At 34.9% G+C, this 19,905-nt stretch carries 15 protein-coding genes; 6 read left to right on the forward strand and 9 right to left on the reverse strand.

What is annotated here, in order from left to right; all coding sequences use genetic code 11:
• Positions 1–121 precede the first annotated feature (121 nt).
• From ACQVV1_RS14795 to fdhF, 7 genes are all read right to left on the reverse strand, one after another.
• The gene (locus ACQVV1_RS14795; RefSeq protein WP_431169041.1) at positions 122–2,488 is read right to left on the reverse strand and encodes a heavy metal translocating P-type ATPase; all 2,367 of its coding nucleotides are present in this window, start codon (positions 2,486–2,488) and stop codon (positions 122–124) included.
• Positions 2,489–2,513: 25 nt separating this feature from the next.
• Positions 2,514–2,891 carry an ArsR/SmtB family transcription factor gene (locus tag ACQVV1_RS14800; protein WP_063225173.1) on the reverse strand — a complete coding sequence of 126 codons (378 nt, stop codon included), beginning with the start codon at positions 2,889–2,891 and terminating at the stop codon, positions 2,514–2,516.
• 266 nt (positions 2,892–3,157) lie between these two features.
• The gene (locus tag ACQVV1_RS14805) at positions 3,158–4,573 is read right to left on the reverse strand and encodes an amino acid permease (protein WP_242255454.1); all 1,416 of its coding nucleotides are present in this window, start codon (positions 4,571–4,573) and stop codon (positions 3,158–3,160) included.
• Between the two features lie 103 nt (positions 4,574–4,676).
• Positions 4,677–5,810: an alanine dehydrogenase gene (gene ald, locus ACQVV1_RS14810; protein ID WP_060629494.1), complete on the reverse strand. Its 1,134-nt coding sequence runs from the start codon at positions 5,808–5,810 to the stop codon at positions 4,677–4,679.
• A gap of 370 nt (positions 5,811–6,180) precedes the next feature.
• A complete protein-coding gene (locus ACQVV1_RS14815; protein WP_431169042.1) occupies positions 6,181–8,052 on the reverse strand; it encodes a glycerophosphoryl diester phosphodiesterase membrane domain-containing protein in 1,872 nt (623 codons plus the stop codon).
• Positions 8,053–8,208: 156 nt separating this feature from the next.
• Positions 8,209–8,691, reverse strand: a complete 483-nt coding sequence (locus tag ACQVV1_RS14820; protein ID WP_063225177.1) for a helical membrane plugin domain-containing protein — start codon at positions 8,689–8,691, stop codon at positions 8,209–8,211.
• A gap of 12 nt (positions 8,692–8,703) precedes the next feature.
• Positions 8,704–11,640 carry a formate dehydrogenase subunit alpha gene (fdhF, locus tag ACQVV1_RS14825; RefSeq protein ID WP_242255458.1) on the reverse strand — a complete coding sequence of 979 codons (2,937 nt, stop codon included), beginning with the start codon at positions 11,638–11,640 and terminating at the stop codon, positions 8,704–8,706.
• 301 nt (positions 11,641–11,941) lie between these two features.
• On the opposite strand from fdhF, the gene fdhD reads away from it, so the two are divergent.
• Positions 11,942–12,748, forward strand: a complete 807-nt coding sequence (gene fdhD / locus ACQVV1_RS14830) for a formate dehydrogenase accessory sulfurtransferase FdhD (protein WP_431169043.1) — start codon at positions 11,942–11,944, stop codon at positions 12,746–12,748.
• 276 nt (positions 12,749–13,024) lie between these two features.
• On the forward strand, positions 13,025–13,531 hold the full coding sequence (locus tag ACQVV1_RS14835) for a GNAT family N-acetyltransferase (protein ID WP_060629489.1): 507 nt from the start codon (positions 13,025–13,027) through the stop codon (positions 13,529–13,531).
• 371 nt (positions 13,532–13,902) lie between these two features.
• Here the strand turns inward: ACQVV1_RS14835 and ACQVV1_RS14840 are convergent, their stop codons facing one another.
• Positions 13,903–14,025 carry a hypothetical protein gene (locus ACQVV1_RS14840; protein ID WP_001068388.1) on the reverse strand — a complete coding sequence of 41 codons (123 nt, stop codon included), beginning with the start codon at positions 14,023–14,025 and terminating at the stop codon, positions 13,903–13,905.
• Between the two features lie 329 nt (positions 14,026–14,354).
• Between ACQVV1_RS14840 and ACQVV1_RS14845 the strand changes: the two genes are divergently transcribed.
• The 3 genes from ACQVV1_RS14845 (at position 14,355) to ACQVV1_RS14855 (ending at position 17,359) form a co-directional block, all read left to right on the forward strand.
• Positions 14,355–15,026, forward strand: coding sequence for a response regulator transcription factor (locus ACQVV1_RS14845; protein WP_000238951.1), 672 nt, complete (start codon positions 14,355–14,357; stop codon positions 15,024–15,026).
• Positions 15,027–15,090: 64 nt separating this feature from the next.
• Positions 15,091–16,554 carry a sensor histidine kinase gene (locus ACQVV1_RS14850; protein WP_242255474.1) on the forward strand — a complete coding sequence of 488 codons (1,464 nt, stop codon included), beginning with the start codon at positions 15,091–15,093 and terminating at the stop codon, positions 16,552–16,554.
• Between the two features lie 292 nt (positions 16,555–16,846).
• The gene (locus ACQVV1_RS14855) at positions 16,847–17,359 is read left to right on the forward strand and encodes a GNAT family N-acetyltransferase (RefSeq protein WP_000351216.1); all 513 of its coding nucleotides are present in this window, start codon (positions 16,847–16,849) and stop codon (positions 17,357–17,359) included.
• Between the two features lie 33 nt (positions 17,360–17,392).
• On the opposite strand, the gene pdxR is transcribed toward ACQVV1_RS14855, so the two are convergent.
• On the reverse strand, positions 17,393–18,793 hold the full coding sequence (gene pdxR / locus ACQVV1_RS14860) for a MocR-like pyridoxine biosynthesis transcription factor PdxR (RefSeq protein WP_242255476.1): 1,401 nt from the start codon (positions 18,791–18,793) through the stop codon (positions 17,393–17,395).
• A 120-nt stretch (positions 18,794–18,913) separates the two neighbouring features.
• On the opposite strand from pdxR, the gene ACQVV1_RS14865 reads away from it, so the two are divergent.
• Positions 18,914–19,840, forward strand: coding sequence for a DMT family transporter (locus ACQVV1_RS14865; RefSeq protein ID WP_431169044.1), 927 nt, complete (start codon positions 18,914–18,916; stop codon positions 19,838–19,840).
• Positions 19,841–19,905 lie beyond the last annotated feature (65 nt).

Below are 19,905 nucleotides of genomic sequence, written 5' to 3' on the forward strand. Positions count from 1 at the left end.
TTTTTTATTTGTAAATTTTAATATTACGTTATTTATTTACAGAATAATATTTGTTATTATTTTATTGAGTCAATTTCAACAAAATAACCTAAAAAAGAGGACGCAACCTGCGTCCTCTTTTTTATAAATCTTTCACTCGTAATACACGCATTGCATTTAATACTGCCAGCAGTGTCACACCAACATCTGAGAAGACAGCTTCCCACATTGTTGCAATACCAAAAGCACCAAGTAATAAAACTAATCCTTTTACGCCTAATGCAAAGATGATATTTTGCCATACAATGCGTCGTGTACGTTTTGCAATGTTTACAGCTGTCGCAATTTTTGAAGGCTCATCAGTCATAATAACGATATCTGCCGCTTCAATTGCTGCATCTGATCCTAAACCACCCATTGCAATACCAACATCAGCTCTTGCTAATACCGGTGTATCATTAATACCATCACCAACGAAAGCAACTTTTTCTTTCCCATGCTTCGCTGCATCAATTTTTTCAATCTCTTCTACTTTTTGTTGCGGTAATAGTTCTGCATGAACTTCATCTAAACCTAACTCTTTACCAACAGCTTCACCAACTAGTTTTGCATCACCAGTTAACATGACTGCCTTCTTAATACCTAGTTCTTTTAACTTTTGAATTGCTTGTTTTGAATCTTCTTTTACCTCATCAGAGATAACAATATAACCTGCATATTTTCCATCTACAGCAACGTGAACTAATGTACCTACTGTTTCTGGTTGCTTAAATGTAATGTTTTCTTTTCTCATTAATTTCGCATTACCTGCAAAAATTTCTTTTCCTTGTACTTTTACGACTGTACCGTGACCAGAAATTTCGCTATAATCATCGATTATTTTTTCATCAATTGATTTTCCATATGCATTTCGAATCGACTGTGCAATTGGATGGTTAGAATACACTTCAGCAAATGCTGCATACTCTAATAATTCTTCATTTGTAATGCCTTTGCTTGGTTCCATTTTTGTAACTTTGAAGACACCTTTTGTTAATGTTCCTGTTTTATCAAAAACAATATATTTCACATCATTTAAAGCTTCTAAATAGTTACTTCCTTTTACTAACACACCACTTTTAGATGCACCACCGATACCTCCAAAGAACCCAAGAGGAATAGATACAACTAACGCACATGGACAAGAGATTACTAAGAACACTAAAGCTCTATAAATCCAATCAGCAAATGTAGCTCCTTCTAAAATAAGTGGTGGAATAAACGCCATAATCGCTGCTGTAATAACTACAACTGGAGTGTAATAACGTGCGAACTTCGTAATAAAGTTTTCTGTTGGCGCTTTTTTACTGCTTGCATTTTGAACTAAATCTAAAATTTTTGATACAGTTGATTCACCAAATTCTTTTGTAACTTCAATTGTTAATACACCATTTTGGTTCACAAAACCACTTAGTACATCATTTCCAACTTCAACTTCACGTGGTACAGATTCACCAGTCAACGCTGAAGTATCTACCATTGATGTTCCTTCAACCACTTTTCCGTCTAACGGTACTTTCTCACCAGGTTTCACGATAATATAATCGCCAATTTGTACATCTTCTGGTGATACTTGTTTCGTTTCATTTCCAACTTTTACATTCGCGTAATCAGGACGAATATCCATTAATGAAGTAATTGACTTTCGAGAACGGTTCACCGCAATACTTTGGAATAGTTCTCCTACTTGATAGAATAACATTACTGCAACTGCTTCTGGGTATTGCTGAATCGCAAAAGCTCCTAGTGTTGCAATTGCCATTAAGAAGTTCTCATCGAACACTTGGCCACGAGTTATGTTTCTTACCGCTCTCCAAACGATATCTCCACCTATTAATAAATACGCAAGAACGAATAACGGAATTGTTATCATTTGTGGTAAGCCAGCTAATGCAGCAATTGCTGTCAAAATTCCGCCGATCACTAATCGTCCTACCATCTTTTTCACATTTGCTTCACCATGGTCGTGACTATGCCCGTGGTCATGGCCACCCTTTTCTTCACGAACAACTTTCACATCTGGTTCTAACTTTTGAACGACATTTGTTATATTGGCTACAGTCGCTTCTAATTCTCTTTTATTCGCTACTTCAACTCGTAATTTCTTTGATACGAAATCAACAGTTGCTGCTGAAACAGTCGGCATTTCCTTAACCTTATATTCAATCTTCATCGCACAGTTCGCGCAATCTAAACCTTCTAATATAAATACTTCTTTTGCCACTTTTGTATTTTTTTCTTCTTGCACTTTAATGTGCGGTTCTAATTTTGTAACGAGTTGTTTTGCTTCTGTAACAACTTCGCTTTCTTTATTTTGTGCTGTCTCTAAAACCATTGTTTTTGTCGCGAAATTTACAGAGCAAGAATTTACTCCTTCTATATTTCCAACACCTTTTTCAATTTTCATTGCACAGTTCGCACAATCTAAACCTTCTAACATCAGTTTCTTTTTCACTAATGCTTCAGCCATCGTTCTCCCTCCTCGCGTTCTTTTTTTATTCTTCCTCGTTTACATGTTCAAACGCTTGCTCGAAGATATGAATTACGTGCTGGTCAGCTAACGAATAATAAACGACCTTTCCTTCTTTACGATTCTTTACAAGTTTCGCTTGCTTTAACACACGAAGCTGATGTGAAATAGATGATTGTGTCATTCCTAATAAATAAGCTAAATCACAAACACACATTTCAGCTTCAAATAATGCATGTAATATTCTCGTACGTGTACGATCGCCTAATACTTTAAATAATTCTGCTACTTTACTTAAACTGTCATCAGTTGGAATTGTTTGTTTTACTTGATCCACAACTTCTTCATGGATTATCGTTTGAGAACATGTCTCTTGTGGTGTTTCTACTTTATTTCCAGCCATTATAGCTCACCTCTTTATTTGAACATATGAACAATCATTCATATGTCTTATACCTTTATTATATGAGCGTCCATTCATATGTGTCAATGAAATCTAATACATTTTTTTGAACATTTCGTTCACATTTTAAAAAGATCTACACATATTTTCCGCATCAATTACATTCTCATACAAAAAAGGATGTACACTTTGCACAAAAGAAAAAGCCTTGCGCGTTCCCTAGACGCACAAGGCTTACTATACTTATATCCCTTTTAATTAAGCTTTTAATTAGCTTGTTCTAAATTATCCTGCGAACTTCCATCGTCTTTTAAATGACTATGCTTTTTCGAATATACAAAGTATACAACTACTCCAATTGCTAACCAAACACCGAAGTATATCCATGTTTTTAATGGTAAATTTACCATTAAGAATACACAACATGCAACTGAAATAATCGGTAAGATCGGTACAAGTGGTACCATAAATCCACGTTGTAATTTCGGATGCGTTTTACGAAGAATGATAACAGTTACACCAACCATGGCGAATGTTAATAACGCTCCAATATTCGCTAAATTCGACAATTCTTTTAAATCGATAAATCCAGCAATTAAAGCACTACCAATTCCTGTTAACCAAACTGAAAATGTTGGTGCTTCAGTCTTCTTGTTAATTTTCGCGAAAGATTTTGGCAATAAACCGTCACGGCTCATCGCGAAGAATACACGAGTTGTTGCATAAATGTAAGCGAAAATTACAGCCATAATACCGATTACAGCTCCAATAGCAATTACACCAGCCACTTTATCTTGTCCTACAACTTCTAACACATATGCCATAGCTTCAGGTACATCTAATTCCTTATAAGAAACCATACCTGTCATAACGAGACAAACTACAACATAAATGATTGTACAAATAACTAGTGAAGCAATAATACCAATTGGTAGATCACGTTGTGGATTTTTTACTTCTTCAGCAGAAGTTGCTAATGCATCAAATCCTAAGAAAGCAAAGAATACTGCTGCTCCCCCTGCGAACACTCCACTTAAACCGTAAGGTGCAAATGGTATCCAGTTTTCTGGTTTCACGTAGAATACACCAACTGCAATGAATAAAACAACAATACCAATTTTAATTAATACCATTATGTTATTCACACGTTTACTTTCTTTCGTACCTCGTGATAATAACCAAGTTATCACCAACGTAACAATAACTGCTGGTAGGTTTACCATACCACCTTGTGCTGGAATCGTTAGCAATTCTTTTGGAATTTCAAGTCCCAATCCACTCACTAAGTTATGGAAATAACCCGTCCATCCACCAGCTACTGCGGCAGTCGTTACAACATATACGGATAACAATGTCCATCCCATTAAATGGGCAACAAACTCACCAATTGTTGCATACGAATATGTGTACACACTACCTGAAACAGGAAGTGTAGATGCAACTTCTGCGTAACATAAAGCTGCAAATCCACAAACAATTGCTGCAATCATAAATGAAAAAATAACTGCTGGACCAGCATCTCTTGCGGCTACTAATCCAGTTAATACTAGAACCCCTGTACCAATTATCGCACCAATCCCTAGCATTGTTAGGTCAAATGCCCCTAGCGTTTTCGTTAAAGTTTTACTTTTACTTTCCCCTAACAATTGCGTAACGGATTTCTTTTTAAATAGGTTGGCCACGATGAATGCCCCCTTTTACCAAGAAGAGCTAAGAGGTATTATCTCTTAGCTCTTATCATGTTGTTTTATATAGTGTTCGATTTTGTTTTGTATAATGCTTCTATTAGCAAGATACTGTTTCTGCTTCTAGTAATTCTTTAGCACCTTTGTACTCTACACCGTGAGCTTCTGCAACTGCTTCGAATGTTACATAGCCATCTAATGTGTTAATACCTTTTAGTAATGCAGCGTTGCCTAGGCAAGCTTCTTTGTAGCCTTTGTTAGCAATTTGTACTGCATATGGTACTGTTACGTTTGTTAATGCAAGAGTTGATGTACGTGGAACCGCACCTGGCATGTTTGCAACTGCATAATGAACAACGCCGTGTTTTTCGTAAGTTGGGTTATCATGAGTTGTAATACGGTCAGTTGTTTCGAAAATACCACCTTGGTCAATTGCGATATCTACAACAACAGAACCTGGTTCCATTGATTGAATCATTTCTTCTGTTACAAGTTTTGGCGCTTTTGCACCTGGGATTAATACTGCACCGATTACAAGATCAGACTCTTTTACAGCTTCTGCAATATTGTAAGGATTAGACATTAAAGTTTTCACTTGATTTCCGAAAATGTCATCTAATTGACGAAGACGTTCTGCACTTAAGTCGATGATTGTTACATCCGCACCTAGTCCAACTGCAATTTTAGCAGCATTTGTACCAGCTTGTCCACCACCGATAATTGTTACTTTACCACGTTTAACCCCTGGAACACCTGCAAGTAAGATACCTTTACCGCCTTTGTTCTTCTCAAGGAATTGTGCACCAATTTGTGCAGCCATACGACCAGCTACTTCACTCATAGGTGCAAGTAATGGTAGAGAACGGTTTTCTAATTGTACTGTTTCATATGCAATAGAAACAACTTTCTTTTCAATTAATGCTTTTGTTAATTCTGGTTCTGGAGCTAAGTGTAAGTATGTGAATAAGATCAAACCTTCGCTGAAGTGTTTGTATTCGCTTTCAATTGGTTCCTTAACTTTCATAACCATTTCCATGTTCCAAGCTTCTTCAGCTGTATCAACAATTTTCGCTCCTGCTTCAACATACTGAGCATCTGTGAAACCAGATCCTAAACCTGCACCCTTTTGAATGAATACTTCGTGATTGTTACGAATTAAATGTACAACACCTGCTGGTGTCATTGCTACACGGTTTTCGTTGTTTTTAATTTCTGCTGGTACCCCAATACGCATAATGAAATGCCCCCTTATAATTAACAGAAAAAAGAAAGTCTTTTTTCTTTTTGTAATAATTAATAACTTATGTCCTTATTCTAGCATAACTTAAAAGTTATGAAAACGCTAACATACTATTTTTTTAAAGTTTATATATTTAGAATAGTGTAAATATATAAAACATTGATTCTATTAAGTTTCTCATTTCATTTCATTATCTATCACTCTATTTTTATTATACTTCTTCAAAACAAACAGTAATCTTTTATTATTCGACAATAATGTAACAATGTAAGAAACCCTACTGATGCCGTATACATATACAGTCATTAATTTACACAATACTTTAGAGATATATTCTTTTCATAAAAAAAACAGCTGCGGGCATTTAGCCAGCAGCTGGGTAACTTATAAATAACTTGGAAAATAAATCATCTGTTGTTTCAGTAATTTTATCAAACAAATCACTTTCTTCCGCCTCTTGCTCTTTTAACATCTTAATTGTTTTACGTGCATCTTCAGGATAATCGGTAATGATACCATCTACGTTTAGTTTATAATATCCCTTTAAACTTTCCATATCATTTACCGTCCATACGTAAATTGGCTTGTTTAACTTTCTTGCTTCTTTTACTAATTTCTTATTTAACATGTATTCTTCTGCTACATAAAAATCAGCTTTCACATTTTTTAAGTTAGCTCTACTCGCATACAGTATATATCCTACTTTTATATCTGGATTTGCCCGCTTAAACTCTTTAATAAGCGGATAGTGTAACGTTTGAATTACACATTGTTTCTCAAATTCATTATCTTTAATCGCTTTTAATACTTTGTTTACGAAATCTTTTTCGCCACCATGAAGCTTCACTTCAATATTGAGTTTGATTTTTCCCTTTGCCAGCTTAATGATCTCATCAAGTGTACTTATTTGTCCTGAAAACCCATCTTGACTAAGAGTAAGTTGTCTTAACTCATCCATCGTTAAATCTGACACATGAACATTAGCATTAGCAAGGCGTTTCAACTTCAAATCATGTATAACTGCTAATTCACCGTCTTTTGTTTGCAGTACATCAATTTCAGCGTAGTCTGCTTTCGCATCAATAGCCCCTTGCAAAGCTTCTTTTGTATTCTCTACACCTTTTGAAATATAACCACGATGAGCCATAATAATTGGTTCTTTATATGTGTTTGTAATAAAGGTCACAATGAAGGCAACAACCATTCCCGCAGTAATAATTCCTACAATATATACGCCAATAAATTTCCAACGATGTTTTTGGAAGAAACATTTATCTGCTTTCGTTTTCGAATAATCCAATCCTTCTTCTAATAAAACGTCTTCAACTGGAACTTTTTGTAAATATAATCGCGTAATCGCCATAATATAAAATGGTGTCACGATAAAGCTAAATAAATACAATGTACTCGTTAAAAATACAGACATTGTTGATTCCGCTAATAATGCAAATGTCCCTGCTGGGTTTGTAAATTCATATACTCCCCACAGACAAAGTAAATAAATTCCTATAAATAAAAGAAAGACAATTCCTACAGATATGAAAAAACCTACTAAAAAGAATAATACTTTAAAAAAGCTTTCTTTTACTAAGTTTGCACTTTTTCGTGCTGCGGTGCGGAACGGCTTTTCCTCTAAAACGATAATAGGTAAAACAAAGATCCAACGAAGATTTAAATAGGCAACTACAGCAAAGAAAGCATAATATCCAACTTGACCCATTGTTGTCTTAAATAGTTCACCTGTAATAAAATTAGGAATTTGAATCTCAGGAATCAATGCAGATTTATACCCCGTACTTAATAGTGGTAATAACACAACTGCGTACAAAACAAATCCTGGTAAGCAATATGTAAAAAGGGAAGGTAAATACGTTACTGTTTTATACAAAATCGGACGTAATCTCACCTTTTGCCTTTTATGAGCAAAGTACGAAATAATAATAAGCACCGCAAATTCCGTAAAGATAAGAAACAGTGCTAACAATGATAAAATTACGATTGCCAATATGCCGTATGGCGTCTTTAAAAACGCTAATAATTCATCATTCGTCGCATTTGCATAACCACCAAAATACAATAACTTATTAAAAATGATCCCAAATAGCGGGACAAATACAATCGCTGCTAATAATTTATAAGCAAGTTGAAAGGTTAATACATTCCAAAAAGCAAATCTAACTGTTTGAAAGGAATGTCCAATTACTCCTGGTATAGATAGTCTTTTACGGTGTTGCATATATTCCTCCACATTCTAAAACGATATTTGAGATGGATTCCACATTTCCATTTCTAATCCATCTTTTTAATAATAATATATTCCGCTTAACATGAACACTCTTATACATACAATGAAAAAAGTGATGGTTACTCCCCATCACCTTTTTCATCTACTCTATTTTTTCTCTAACCCTTGTCCAAATGCTTTCAAGAAGCTAAAACCGAATGTAATGGCTCTATTGATATCTGGATCTTTTAACACTTTAAAGAAATCCATCACTTTTGTTTTTTTACCACTATTTAATTCATCTGTTGCAAATTGTAATCCAGTGACTAAACTCGATGTGATTTGTTTTGTTACTTCTGGGTCAACTGAGGATAGCGCTTCCCCTGCCCCCATCATATTATTGAGTGCATTTTTAACTGGTTCACGATTTAATTGCTCCACAGCGATTTTTGAAACATCTTCCTTCGCAGCAAGTAAACTAATCGCCGCATCTAATATACCAGCCTTTTGCAACTGTGCTAAAAGCTGCATTGTTTCTTCTACTGCTTCACGATTATTAGATAGCTCATTTAGAAGTTCATCTGCTACTTGCTGTTTCTGTTCTTCCTCTGTTATAACTTTCTTTTTAATTAAAGTAATTTCTTTCGCCACTATCTCCGCCCCCTAGTCCACAAGTGATACGTATTGTTTTCTTTGCCACTTTTGCTCGATTTCAACACCATTTTGCGGATTACGCTTTTTATCTCGCGGGTTCGAAGATGGTAACGGGCGGTTTCCTTTTTCACGTAATACACGCATTTTCACCATCGTTTGTTTATACGCCGGTGTACACGTATAAATGTCTGTTGCCGTCCCAGTTAAAATATTAATTGCTTCTTCATTTATCGTTGCATGCATCGGTAAATATAGCTCTTTCCCCGTTACACGATCAGTAATAAGCGCTTGTACTTTAATTTTCCCAAATGGTGATGCTAATTCCACAAGACCACCATCTTTCACATTGCGCTCTATAGCAAGTTCCGGTGAAATTTCAACGAATACTTCAGATACTTTAGATAAAATACCAGCCGACTTATTCGTCATATTCCCTTCATGGAAATGCTCGAGCATGCGTCCATTATTTAAAAGTAAATCATACTCATCTGGTGCTACAACCGGTGGTATCCATTCATCTAATGATAGACGAGCAAGTTTATCTGGGAAGTTAAATCCGTCTACATATAATAGCGGTGTATCGCTACCATCATGACTACCCCAACATAAACTATTCCATCCTTCTAGACGGTCGTACGTTGCTTGAGAATATAATGGTGCAAGTGATGCAATTTCATCCATAATTTCACTCGGACTTTCGTAATTCCAATCCCCACCAAGTGCACGAGCTACTTTTTGTAAAATCCACCAGTCTGGTTTTGACTCACCAAGCGGCTTTAATACTTCATACAACCTTTGGATACGGCGCTCTGTATTCGTAAAGGTTCCTTCTTTTTCTAAACTTGGTGCTGCTGGTAAAATAACATCAGCAAAACGAGCTGTTTTCGATAAGAACATATCTTGAACGATAAGAAAATCTAAATCCGCTAAAATATGTTGCACATGGTTCGCATTTGAATCGACTAAAGCCATTTCTTCACCCATGACATACATACCACGTAGTTTTCCTTCTTCTGCCGCAAGTAACATTGCAATATTATTTAATCCTGGCGCTTTCGGAATAGTTGTACCATATGCTTTTTCAAACTTAGCACGAAGCGTATCATCTGATACTGCTTGATAACCTGGAAGCCAGTTTGGCAATGTTGCCATATCACAAGCACCTTGTACGTTATTATGTCCTCGTAATGGATATGCACCTGCACCAGGACGACGGTAGTTACCCGTAACGAGTAGTAAATTTGAAATTGCAGCGGACGTCGTACTTCCTCCTGTATTTTGAGTTACGCCCATTCCCCAAAGTACACAAGTACCATCTGCTTCATATACCATACGAGCCATTTCTTTTAGATTTTCTTTTGAAATCCCTGTAATTTTCTCTGTATAGTCCAGCGTATATTTCTCTACCATTTTGCTATATTCATCAAAATTCTTTACGTTTTCAGCTATGAACTTTTTATCATGCCAATCTTGATCAATAATATATTTCGTAATACCAGCAAGCCATACGTAATCCGTTCCTTGGCTCGGATGAATAAATAAATCCGCACGCTCTGCCATTTCATGTTTACGAAGGTCTGCTACAATTAGTTTTTGCTCGTGTAATTTATGAGCACGTTTTACACGCGTCGCAAGTACAGGATGTCCTTCTGTTGGATTCGCACCAACAATAATGACAAGTCCTGCTTCAGCTATATCTTTCACTGTTCCAGCATCCCCACCCATACCGACAGTTTTAAATAAACCATCTGTCGCTGGCGACTGACAGTAACGAGAACAGTTGTCTACATTATTCGTTCCATATATTTGTCGAGCTAGTTTTTGCATAAGGTAATTTTCTTCATTCGTTACTTTTGAAGAAGAAATAAATCCAAATGCATCGCTGCCGTATTCTGATTTAATATGCTGCATATTAGATGCAACCACTTCAAGAGCTTCTTCCCAAGAAGCTTCAACAAACATATCTCCTTGGCGAATTAATGGCTTTGTAATACGATCTTCGCTGTTTACAAAATCCCATCCAAATTTACCTTTTACACATGTGGAAATACCATTAACAGGTGCATCTGAAACAGGTTGCACTTTCAAAATTTGACGATCTTTCGTCCATACTTCGAATGAACAACCGACACCACAAAATGTACAAACTGTTTTTGTTTTATTAACTTTCGTCTTACGCATCGCAGCCTCTACTTCTGAAACCGCTAAAATACTACTATATCCAGGCTCTACATCCTTTACAAAATCAATCATAGGATCTAACACATCTGGTTTTAATCCTGTCATAAATCCAGCTTCACCTAACATTGATTTTTCCATCAACGCATTACATGGACATACTGTTACACATTGCCCACAACTCACACAAGATGAGTCATTTATGCTTATACCATGATCCCATATAACACGTGGACGATCTAAGCTCCAGTCTATCGATATAGTTTCATTAACCTGTAAGTTTTGACATACTTCTACACACTGTCCACAAGCAATACATTGATTTGGATCATACCGATAAAACGGATGTGACATATCCACTTCACAAGCACTTACTTTTGGCTCATACGGATATTTCTGTTCTTCAATTCCCATCATATGCACTGTGTTATGGACTTTACAGTTACCATTATTGTTATCACAAACAGTACAATACAATAAATGATTCTCTAATATTCGATCCATTGCCTCAGTCTGTGCCTCTTTTGCACGCTGTGACTGTCTTTCAATATGCATACCATTCTCAAGCTTCGTTGAACAAGCACGCATTAACTTTCCATCTACTTCTACAATACACGTATCACAAGTTTGAATTGGATCTACTTCTGGTACATGACAAATTTGAGGATGTTCCAAATTACTCTCATTAAATAATTGTAGTATTGTCTTTTCACCTGATGCTGAAAATTCTTTACCATCTACGGTTACACGGACTGTCTGTTCTGCCATAGTTTCCCCTCTCCTTACAACCAACTGTACAACATATTTATGAATCCGTTTTCATAAATAGATTACTGTACATATTTTTGAAACGCTCTGTCCAAATACTTTTCTTATGAAGTCGATTCTAGATGTTTATAAGGTATCACTACGAAAGCTTGAAAATTTCACTATTCTACATTTCTATTATATCGTATATATACAATAATAACCAAAATAATCTGATACCTTCCTTCTAATAGATGTTTTTATTTTTTCAATGTTTTATGATAAATGTGGGAGAGAAATACGTATAAAAGGGGAATTTAATATGGGGCCTACGCAAGAGAATTATACAATTGTACGCTATCAGTCTGGTACATTTTCAAAACAACTTGATGAGATTGTTACAGAATCTCCTATCACTATTAAAATAAATGGCGAAGAGTATGTAACAGTCGTATGTACACCAAATTACATCGAAGATATGGTAATTGGTTTTTTAATTTCTGAAGGAATTATTTCTTCCTATAAAGATGTTGGAGAACTATGGATTCAAAAAGATAATGGAATTGTCCATGTAACATCATCAAAAGTAAATCCGCTCTATCAAAATTTATATAATAAACGATATATCACTTCCTGTTGTGGAAAAGGTAGACAAGGTTTTATTTTCGCTAACGATGCTGCAAAAGCAAAAGATTTACATGATATACATGTGAAAATTAGTCCTGAAGAATGCTTTCACTTAATGAATACTTTACAACAATCTTCCACTACATTTCGCCAAACTGGTGGGGTTCACAATACCGCGCTATGTGATCGAAACAATATCCTCATATCAAGAATGGATATTGGAAGACATAATGCATTAGATAAAATATATGGTCATTGTTTGCGCAACGATATATCCGTTAAAGGAAAAATCATCGCATTTAGCGGGCGTATTTCATCCGAAATTTTACTCAAAGTTTCAAAAATCGGATGTGAAATTGTTCTATCTAAATCCGCTCCAACAAAACTAGCATTGCAACTCGCTCAAGATTTAGGCATTACAGTCGTAGGGTTTATTAGAAATGAATCTTGCAATATTTATACACATCCACATCGAATTGATGGTTATCAATCGAATAACTAAAATAACTCCTCGATCGAGGAGTTATTTTAGTTATAAAAATGTAATATATTAAACACTTGAATAGTTAATAAAGTTAATATATAATTTCATTACATAAAGTGAAACTTTAATCAGTGGGGAGCTTTATTTCCCGTTAATGCGGGGTAATTAAAAATAAAACATTATAGCATATATCTTTTCATTCTTTTACAAATTAAAAGAGACTGCTAACAAAACGCATATACAATCTTATACAAGTAATGGATTTATTTGAAATCAACCAAGGAGGTTACAACGATGGAAATTCGCTTATTAACGACAGAGGATGCAGAAATATATTTAAAAGTTTGTATGGAAGGTTTAACGAAGAACCCGGAAGCTTTTAGCTCTTCTTATGAAGATGTTCTTAAACATGAGGATCCTGTAGCTGCTATGGCAAAACGATTAAGCAATCCGGATAAGTATACTCTAGGTGTCTTCAAAGATAACGATTTAATTGGTATCGCTACTTTAGAAACAAAACCATTTATTAAACAAGAACATAAAGCAAAAATCGGTTCCGTTTTTGTTTCCCCAAGAGCTCGTGGCCTTGGAGCAGGACGAGCGCTTATTAAAGCAATTATTGAAAATGCCGATAAATTACATGTAGAACAACTTATGCTCGATGTTGTAGTTGGTAACGATGCTGCAAAAAAATTATATGAATCATTAGGTTTCCAAACTTACGGCGTACAAGAGCGTTCATTAAAACATAACGGTCAATATTGGGACGAGGAACATATGGTTCTGTTCTTAAATGATTAATACTTCAATATAAGTTTTCCAAAAGCACCTTTTTATTAAAAAGGTGCTTTTTTCATTACAACAATGTAATCTTCATGTCACCTTTATCGATCGTACCAAACCTTTCCATTCATTATACTAAAAATATAAAGTGAAACTTTACTTAGTGAGGAAATCCACCCTTAACTGCTCATGAAATGAACGTATAGCATTCAATTGATATGTAGAGGAGAATGTGACATGAAACAAAACAAACGAGCTATGCTTTTAATATTTACTACAGCGATTGTAACTTCTGGGTTAGCAATTTTACCTTGGTTTATTATATAGAACTATTCCCCTAATAATGAAAAAAGCTCATTGCTTCTTACGAAGCAATGAGCTTTTATATATTATAAAATCCCCAAAATTTTATTTACACAACTTATAATAATAACCATAGATACGGCAATGCACATGACAACCGTATTACGATCTTGCTTTTCTTTTTTTGAAATTTCTTCTTTTGGATTCATGTGTATGATCTCCTTTTAAAAAAAGTGTGAGATAGGAAATTTTTCTTATCCGATGCGAGGTGAATACGAAAACCCTCTCTATCTCACATACACAATAGAATGGAATTGTCATTTTATAAATAAAATGACATGACGTTATGTCGCAACATAGGGTATTTTGTGTCGCTACGTTTTCTATTATAAGAAATAGTTGTGCAAAACTAGTGCATTTTTTATGTCAATTACTCTGAGCGAAAAATAACTCTTCCACTCAATCACATAAAAAGAGTTTTTTATTATTTTCATGTAAACTATACAAGTAGAATGAACAGTTTGGGGTGCACAAGATTATGGTAAAAATTTTATTAGTAGACGATGAAGAACGTATGTTACGATTATTAGATCTGTTCTTAAGCCCTCGCGGCTATTTTTGTATGAAAGCTACCTCTGGCCTTGAAGCGCTAAAATTAATAGAACAAAAAGACTTCGATATTATTTTGTTAGATGTCATGATGCCAAATATGGATGGATGGGATACTTGCTATCAAATTCGTCAAATTTCCAACGTTCCAATTATTATGCTAACAGCTCGTAATCAAAATTATGATATGGTGAAAGGTCTTACTATGGGCGCAGATGACTATATTACAAAACCATTTGATGAGCATGTATTAGTTGCACGAATTGAGGCTATATTACGCCGTACAAAGAAAGATGGATTTGTTAGCTTCAATGGTATTGAGTGGGATAAAACGAAACATACTGTCACAGTTTATAATGAGAAAATCTCACTAACACCTATCGAATTTTCGTTACTTGGACTATTTTTACAAAATACAAACCGCGCTTATAGCCGAGATGATTTAATCGAAAAAATTTGGGGTTATGAAACAGACATCGAATATAGAACAATCGATTCACATATTCGCAATATCCGTGATAAATTACGCAAAAAAGGATTTCCAGTTGAAAATTACTTAGAAACTGTTTATAAAGTCGGATATAAATGGAAAAGTGAATAATTACTTCGGTCAGTGGAAATATCATACCACTGACCCTTTATTATGAATAAGGTATGGTGAGAAAATGAGTAAACTTTCACTTAAAATTGGGACATACTTTTTAATATTAGCCTTATGTATTGAAACAATTGCTTTCGTTTCTTTTTACAAAAGTATTTCAACAATGCGGATTGAGGAAGAAACACTTGCTCTTTTAGAAAAGGGTAATCGCTATAGTGACAAAATTACAAAACGCGCAAAGTGGAATACAATTGCTAAAGAAAAGAAACACGTCGAACGCGCTGAATACAATAAAAATCCTAACCGTCCTGTGTACCCAGAGTTCGATATCGCTGATGAGGCTGAACACTTAGTTGAATCAGAAGCAATCGCTAACTCTGATATAGCTATCATTATAACAGACGATAACGGAAAAATTATTTCCACTTCAGAACCAGTAACAAAAGCAATGCAAAAACAACTTACTTGTAAAACAGAACCTATTCCAAAAGGCGGATTGATCGTCGAAAAGAACTGGAAAAAATCAAAATTCATCACAACGGTAAGCCCACTTAACACAGCAGAGTTTCAAGGAAAGTTATATATGTTATTAAAAACATCTTTCTTAGAAAATATGTTACTTAAACTCATGAAGCAATTTCTTATCATTAGTGTTTTGACAATTATTTTAACGACTATTTCTGTCTTTGTTTTTTCTCGTGTTATTACTGAACCGCTTATCAAAATGAAGAGGGCAACAGAAAAAATGTCAAAATTAAATAAGCCAATTCAATTAGGTATTAAACGGAATGATGAACTTGGAAGCTTAGCAAAAACGATTGAAGATTTATCCAGTGAACTGACTTATATGAAAAAAGAAAGAAGCGAATTTCTCGCTAGTGTTGCTCACGAATTATTAACTCCATTAACCTATATGAAAGGTTATGCGAAAGTGGCAAAGAGAGACTCTTTAACGAAAGAAGAGCGTGAAGAATACTTGCAAATTATTGAGGATGAAACAGATAGTGTAACCGATCTCGTCCAAGATTTATTTATGCTGGTGCAATTAGAACAACACCAGTTTGTTATAAAAAAACAAACAGTGCTTCTTAGGCCATTTTTAGAACGAATGGTTGAAAAAACAAAAACTACATTAACAAATAAACAAATGCAACTCCATGTATATTGCAAAGATGATTTAGAAGTTTGCATAGACGAAAGACGTATGGAACAAGTTATGTTAAATTTATTACACAATGCTTATCAACACTCACTAGAAAACACAACTATTACGATACGCGTACTCATAGAAACAGATTCTTTTACAATAAGTGTAGAAGATGAAGGAGAAGGTATTCCTGAAGAAGATATTCCACATATTTTTGATCGTTTTTATCGTGTTGATAAATCCAGAACGAGAGCTACTGGAGGAAAAGGTATCGGGCTAGCTGTTGCAAAAGAAATTATAGAATTGCATAACGGTTCCATTCTAGTAACAAGCCAATTAGGAGTAGGAACAAACTTTATAATCGAACTACCTTTTGAGTAATATGTGTGTGAAAACACCAGTAGTAGTAAACACTACTGGTGTTATTTTGTTCATAAAATCAGCTCATATAAGCTAAGCTTTTGAAATTATTCTTATTTCAATATAAAATAAAGTGAAACTTTAATCCATGGAAAGGTTCACCCCATGGATTATTAGTTGAACCAATCGGGCATTTATAGGCAGTTATCTCCCACCTAAATTCCGCGCATTCGCCGAATTTTAAAGTTGGAGTCTTACTGCCCGTTAATGCAGGGTAAAGATACATTTGTCAAAGATTTGGAGGGTGATATAATTGGATATCCATGTATTAACAAAAGACGAAGCGGAAATTTACTTAGAACTTCGTGTAGAAGGATTAAAGCAAAACCCTGAAGCTTTCAGCTCTTCTTATGAAGATATTATTAATAAAGAGTGTGCGATTGAATATAAAGCACAAAAATTAGCACAAGATGAAAACTATACGCTAGGTGCATTTAAAGATGGGCAATTAATCGGGGTTGCAACGCTGGAAACGAAACCATATGTAAAACAAGAACATAAAGCTAAAATCGGTTCTGTATATGTGTCTCCAAAAGCACGCGGACTTGGAGCAGGAAAAGCACTTATTAAAGAATGTCTTGAACTTGCTAAATCTTTAGAGGTAGAACAAGTTATGCTTGATGTTGTTGTTGGCAACGATGGCGCAAAAAAACTTTATGAATCATTAGGATTTAAAACATTCGGTGTGCAAGAACGTTCATTAAAATATAACGGACAATATTGGGACGAAGAGCATATGGTCTTATTCTTAGATGAAAATAAATAATAAAAAACATCCTCTCATGTATGAGGATGTTTTTTACTTTCTTGTAACCCATGCCTTATGTAATAATTGAATCGCTTTCGCAATTTCTTCTTCTGATAAAATTGCAAACCCAAGTAAAACTACATTTCCAGGTGCAGTACCGTCTTCATAGTACGTAGAAACAGGATATATTTTAATACTATATTTTGCTGCTTCTTTAATTAGTTCTTCTTCGTGCATTCCATTATGCACTTTTAATAAAATGTGTAATCCCGAATCTTCTCCTATCACTTCAACACAATTAGAGAAATACCTCTCTATTTCAAAAACGAGTCTATCTCTCTTCTTTCGATAGACGACACGCATTTTATGAATATGTTTTTCCCAATAGCCTTCATTTAAAAATCTTCTTATCACTTCTTGGTCCATTCTTGAAACACTTTGTGTATAAAACAAATATTCCTTTTGATACTTTATAATTAAATTCTTCGGTAATACTATATAACTCATCCGTAATGAGGGTAACAAAGCTTTTGATAGCGTCCCCATATAAATAACTTTCCCCTCTGTATCTAACCCTTGTAGCGCTGGAATTGGCTTTCCTGAATAGCGAAATTCACTATCGTAATCATCTTCAATAATATACCTGCCTCCTTCTTTCTTCGCCCATTGTAAAAGTTGCGTCCTTCTTGTAATAGGCATAATCATTCCATATGGGAATTGATGAGAGGGAGTTACAAATACAACATTTGCATCGCTATTTTCTAAATCTGCCATACAAATGCCATCCTTATCTAAAGACAACATTTGAACCTTTTGTTCTCTCTGTTCAAAAACGACCATTTTCCTATGATAACCTGGGTTTTCAACAGCATAATTACTTCCCTTCAACAATTGAAAAAGTAACTTTACTAATATTTGTGTTCCCGCTCCTAATACAATTTGACTAGCAGAACAACGCACACCTCTAGATTCATACAAATAGTTCGCAATTTCCTCTCTTAAGCTCAATTCCCCTTGAGGGTGTCCAAGAAAAAGCAACTCATTATTATGTGGCTGCCATACATCATTTATAAGCTTGCGGTACATAGTGAAAGGAAAAGTATTCGTATCCACCCCTGTTTGAGTGAAATCAAATGTATAGTTCTCCTCCTGAAACGGTATTTCTTCTACTTCCGCTTCGCTTCCTTCTACATCAATCATGTGTTCAATTTCACATACAAAGTAACCTTTTCTCGATGCCGACTCAATATAACCTTCTGCAAGTAATTGCTCGTAAGCCGCTTCTACTGTATTCTTACTCACTTGTAAATAGCCCGCCAGCTTTCTCTTTGCAGGTAATTTTGTAAAAGCCGGAATCGTTCCATCTTTAATCTCTTTTTTTATATACTCATACAATTGCACGTACAATGCCTTTTTACTATTCATATTTAAATTAGGCGTTAATTCTAACATAATATCTGACCCCTTAATAAAACTAAAATCTGATACTTTTTACAGTACCAGAAGTTATATATAATTCCTTTTATCATGTCACACATAAAAAATCAAATACTCGAGAGGAGATGCATGATTATGAACAATAGTAGACGTATTGGACTCATTATGATTATTACAGGAGCTACCTTATGGGGATTATCTGGTCCAATGATTCAGTGGCTATTTCAACATACTAACGTATCATCAATTGATTTTTTAACAATTCGCTTGTTGCTTGCGGGAGTATTTATTTTATCTTTTTTACTTATAAAGAAACAAAACACATTTCAAATTTGGAAACATCCTAGATATTCTATACAACTTATTATTTTCTCTATTCTCGGGATGCTCGGTGCGCAATACGCCTTTATCGAAACGGTTCATATTAGTAATGCGGTCACAGCAACATTATTTCAATTTCTTGGTCCTGTTCTTATTACTATTTATGTTGCATTTGAGCAAAGAAAATTCCCTGTTTCTATGCAACTATTCGCAATTATAGCCGCGCTAACAGGGACATACTTTATTATTACAAACGGTTCGATTGAAAATATTATTTTATCAAAAGAAGCGATTATTTTTGGCCTATTAACGGCAATTGGATTTGCATTTTATACCCTTCATCCAGCTTCTCTTATTAAAGAATGTGGAACAACTATAGTAATTGGCTGGGGGATGTTAATTGGCGGCATCGCCCTGCTTATTTGCAATCGTTCGTTTGGATGGAGTCAGCTTTCACAAACCTTTACACCAAAAACTTTTTCTATGCTTATCCTTATCATTATAAGTGGCACTCTTTCTTTCCTTCTTTATATCGGTAGTCTGAAATATTTAGCCGCAACAGAAACAAGCATTCTATCTAGCATTGAACCACTTGTAGCTGCCATCGTTTCAATCGTTTGGCTGAATGAATCCTTTGGAGCCTATCAATTATTAGGTGGCGTATGTATCGTTCTTTCAGTTATTTTCTTAACAATGCCTCAAAAAGAGAGAGAACCAACCTTTTCAACTGAGCAAATATAAAAAATGTCAAAAGAGGTCGTACAAAACTTACGACCTCTTTTAACGTTTTAAAGGAATTGTCCTGC

Origin of the sequence: Bacillus basilensis (genome assembly GCF_050630465.1) — a bacterium.
In the GTDB taxonomy this organism is placed as follows: domain Bacteria; phylum Bacillota; class Bacilli; order Bacillales; family Bacillaceae_G; genus Bacillus_A; species Bacillus_A basilensis.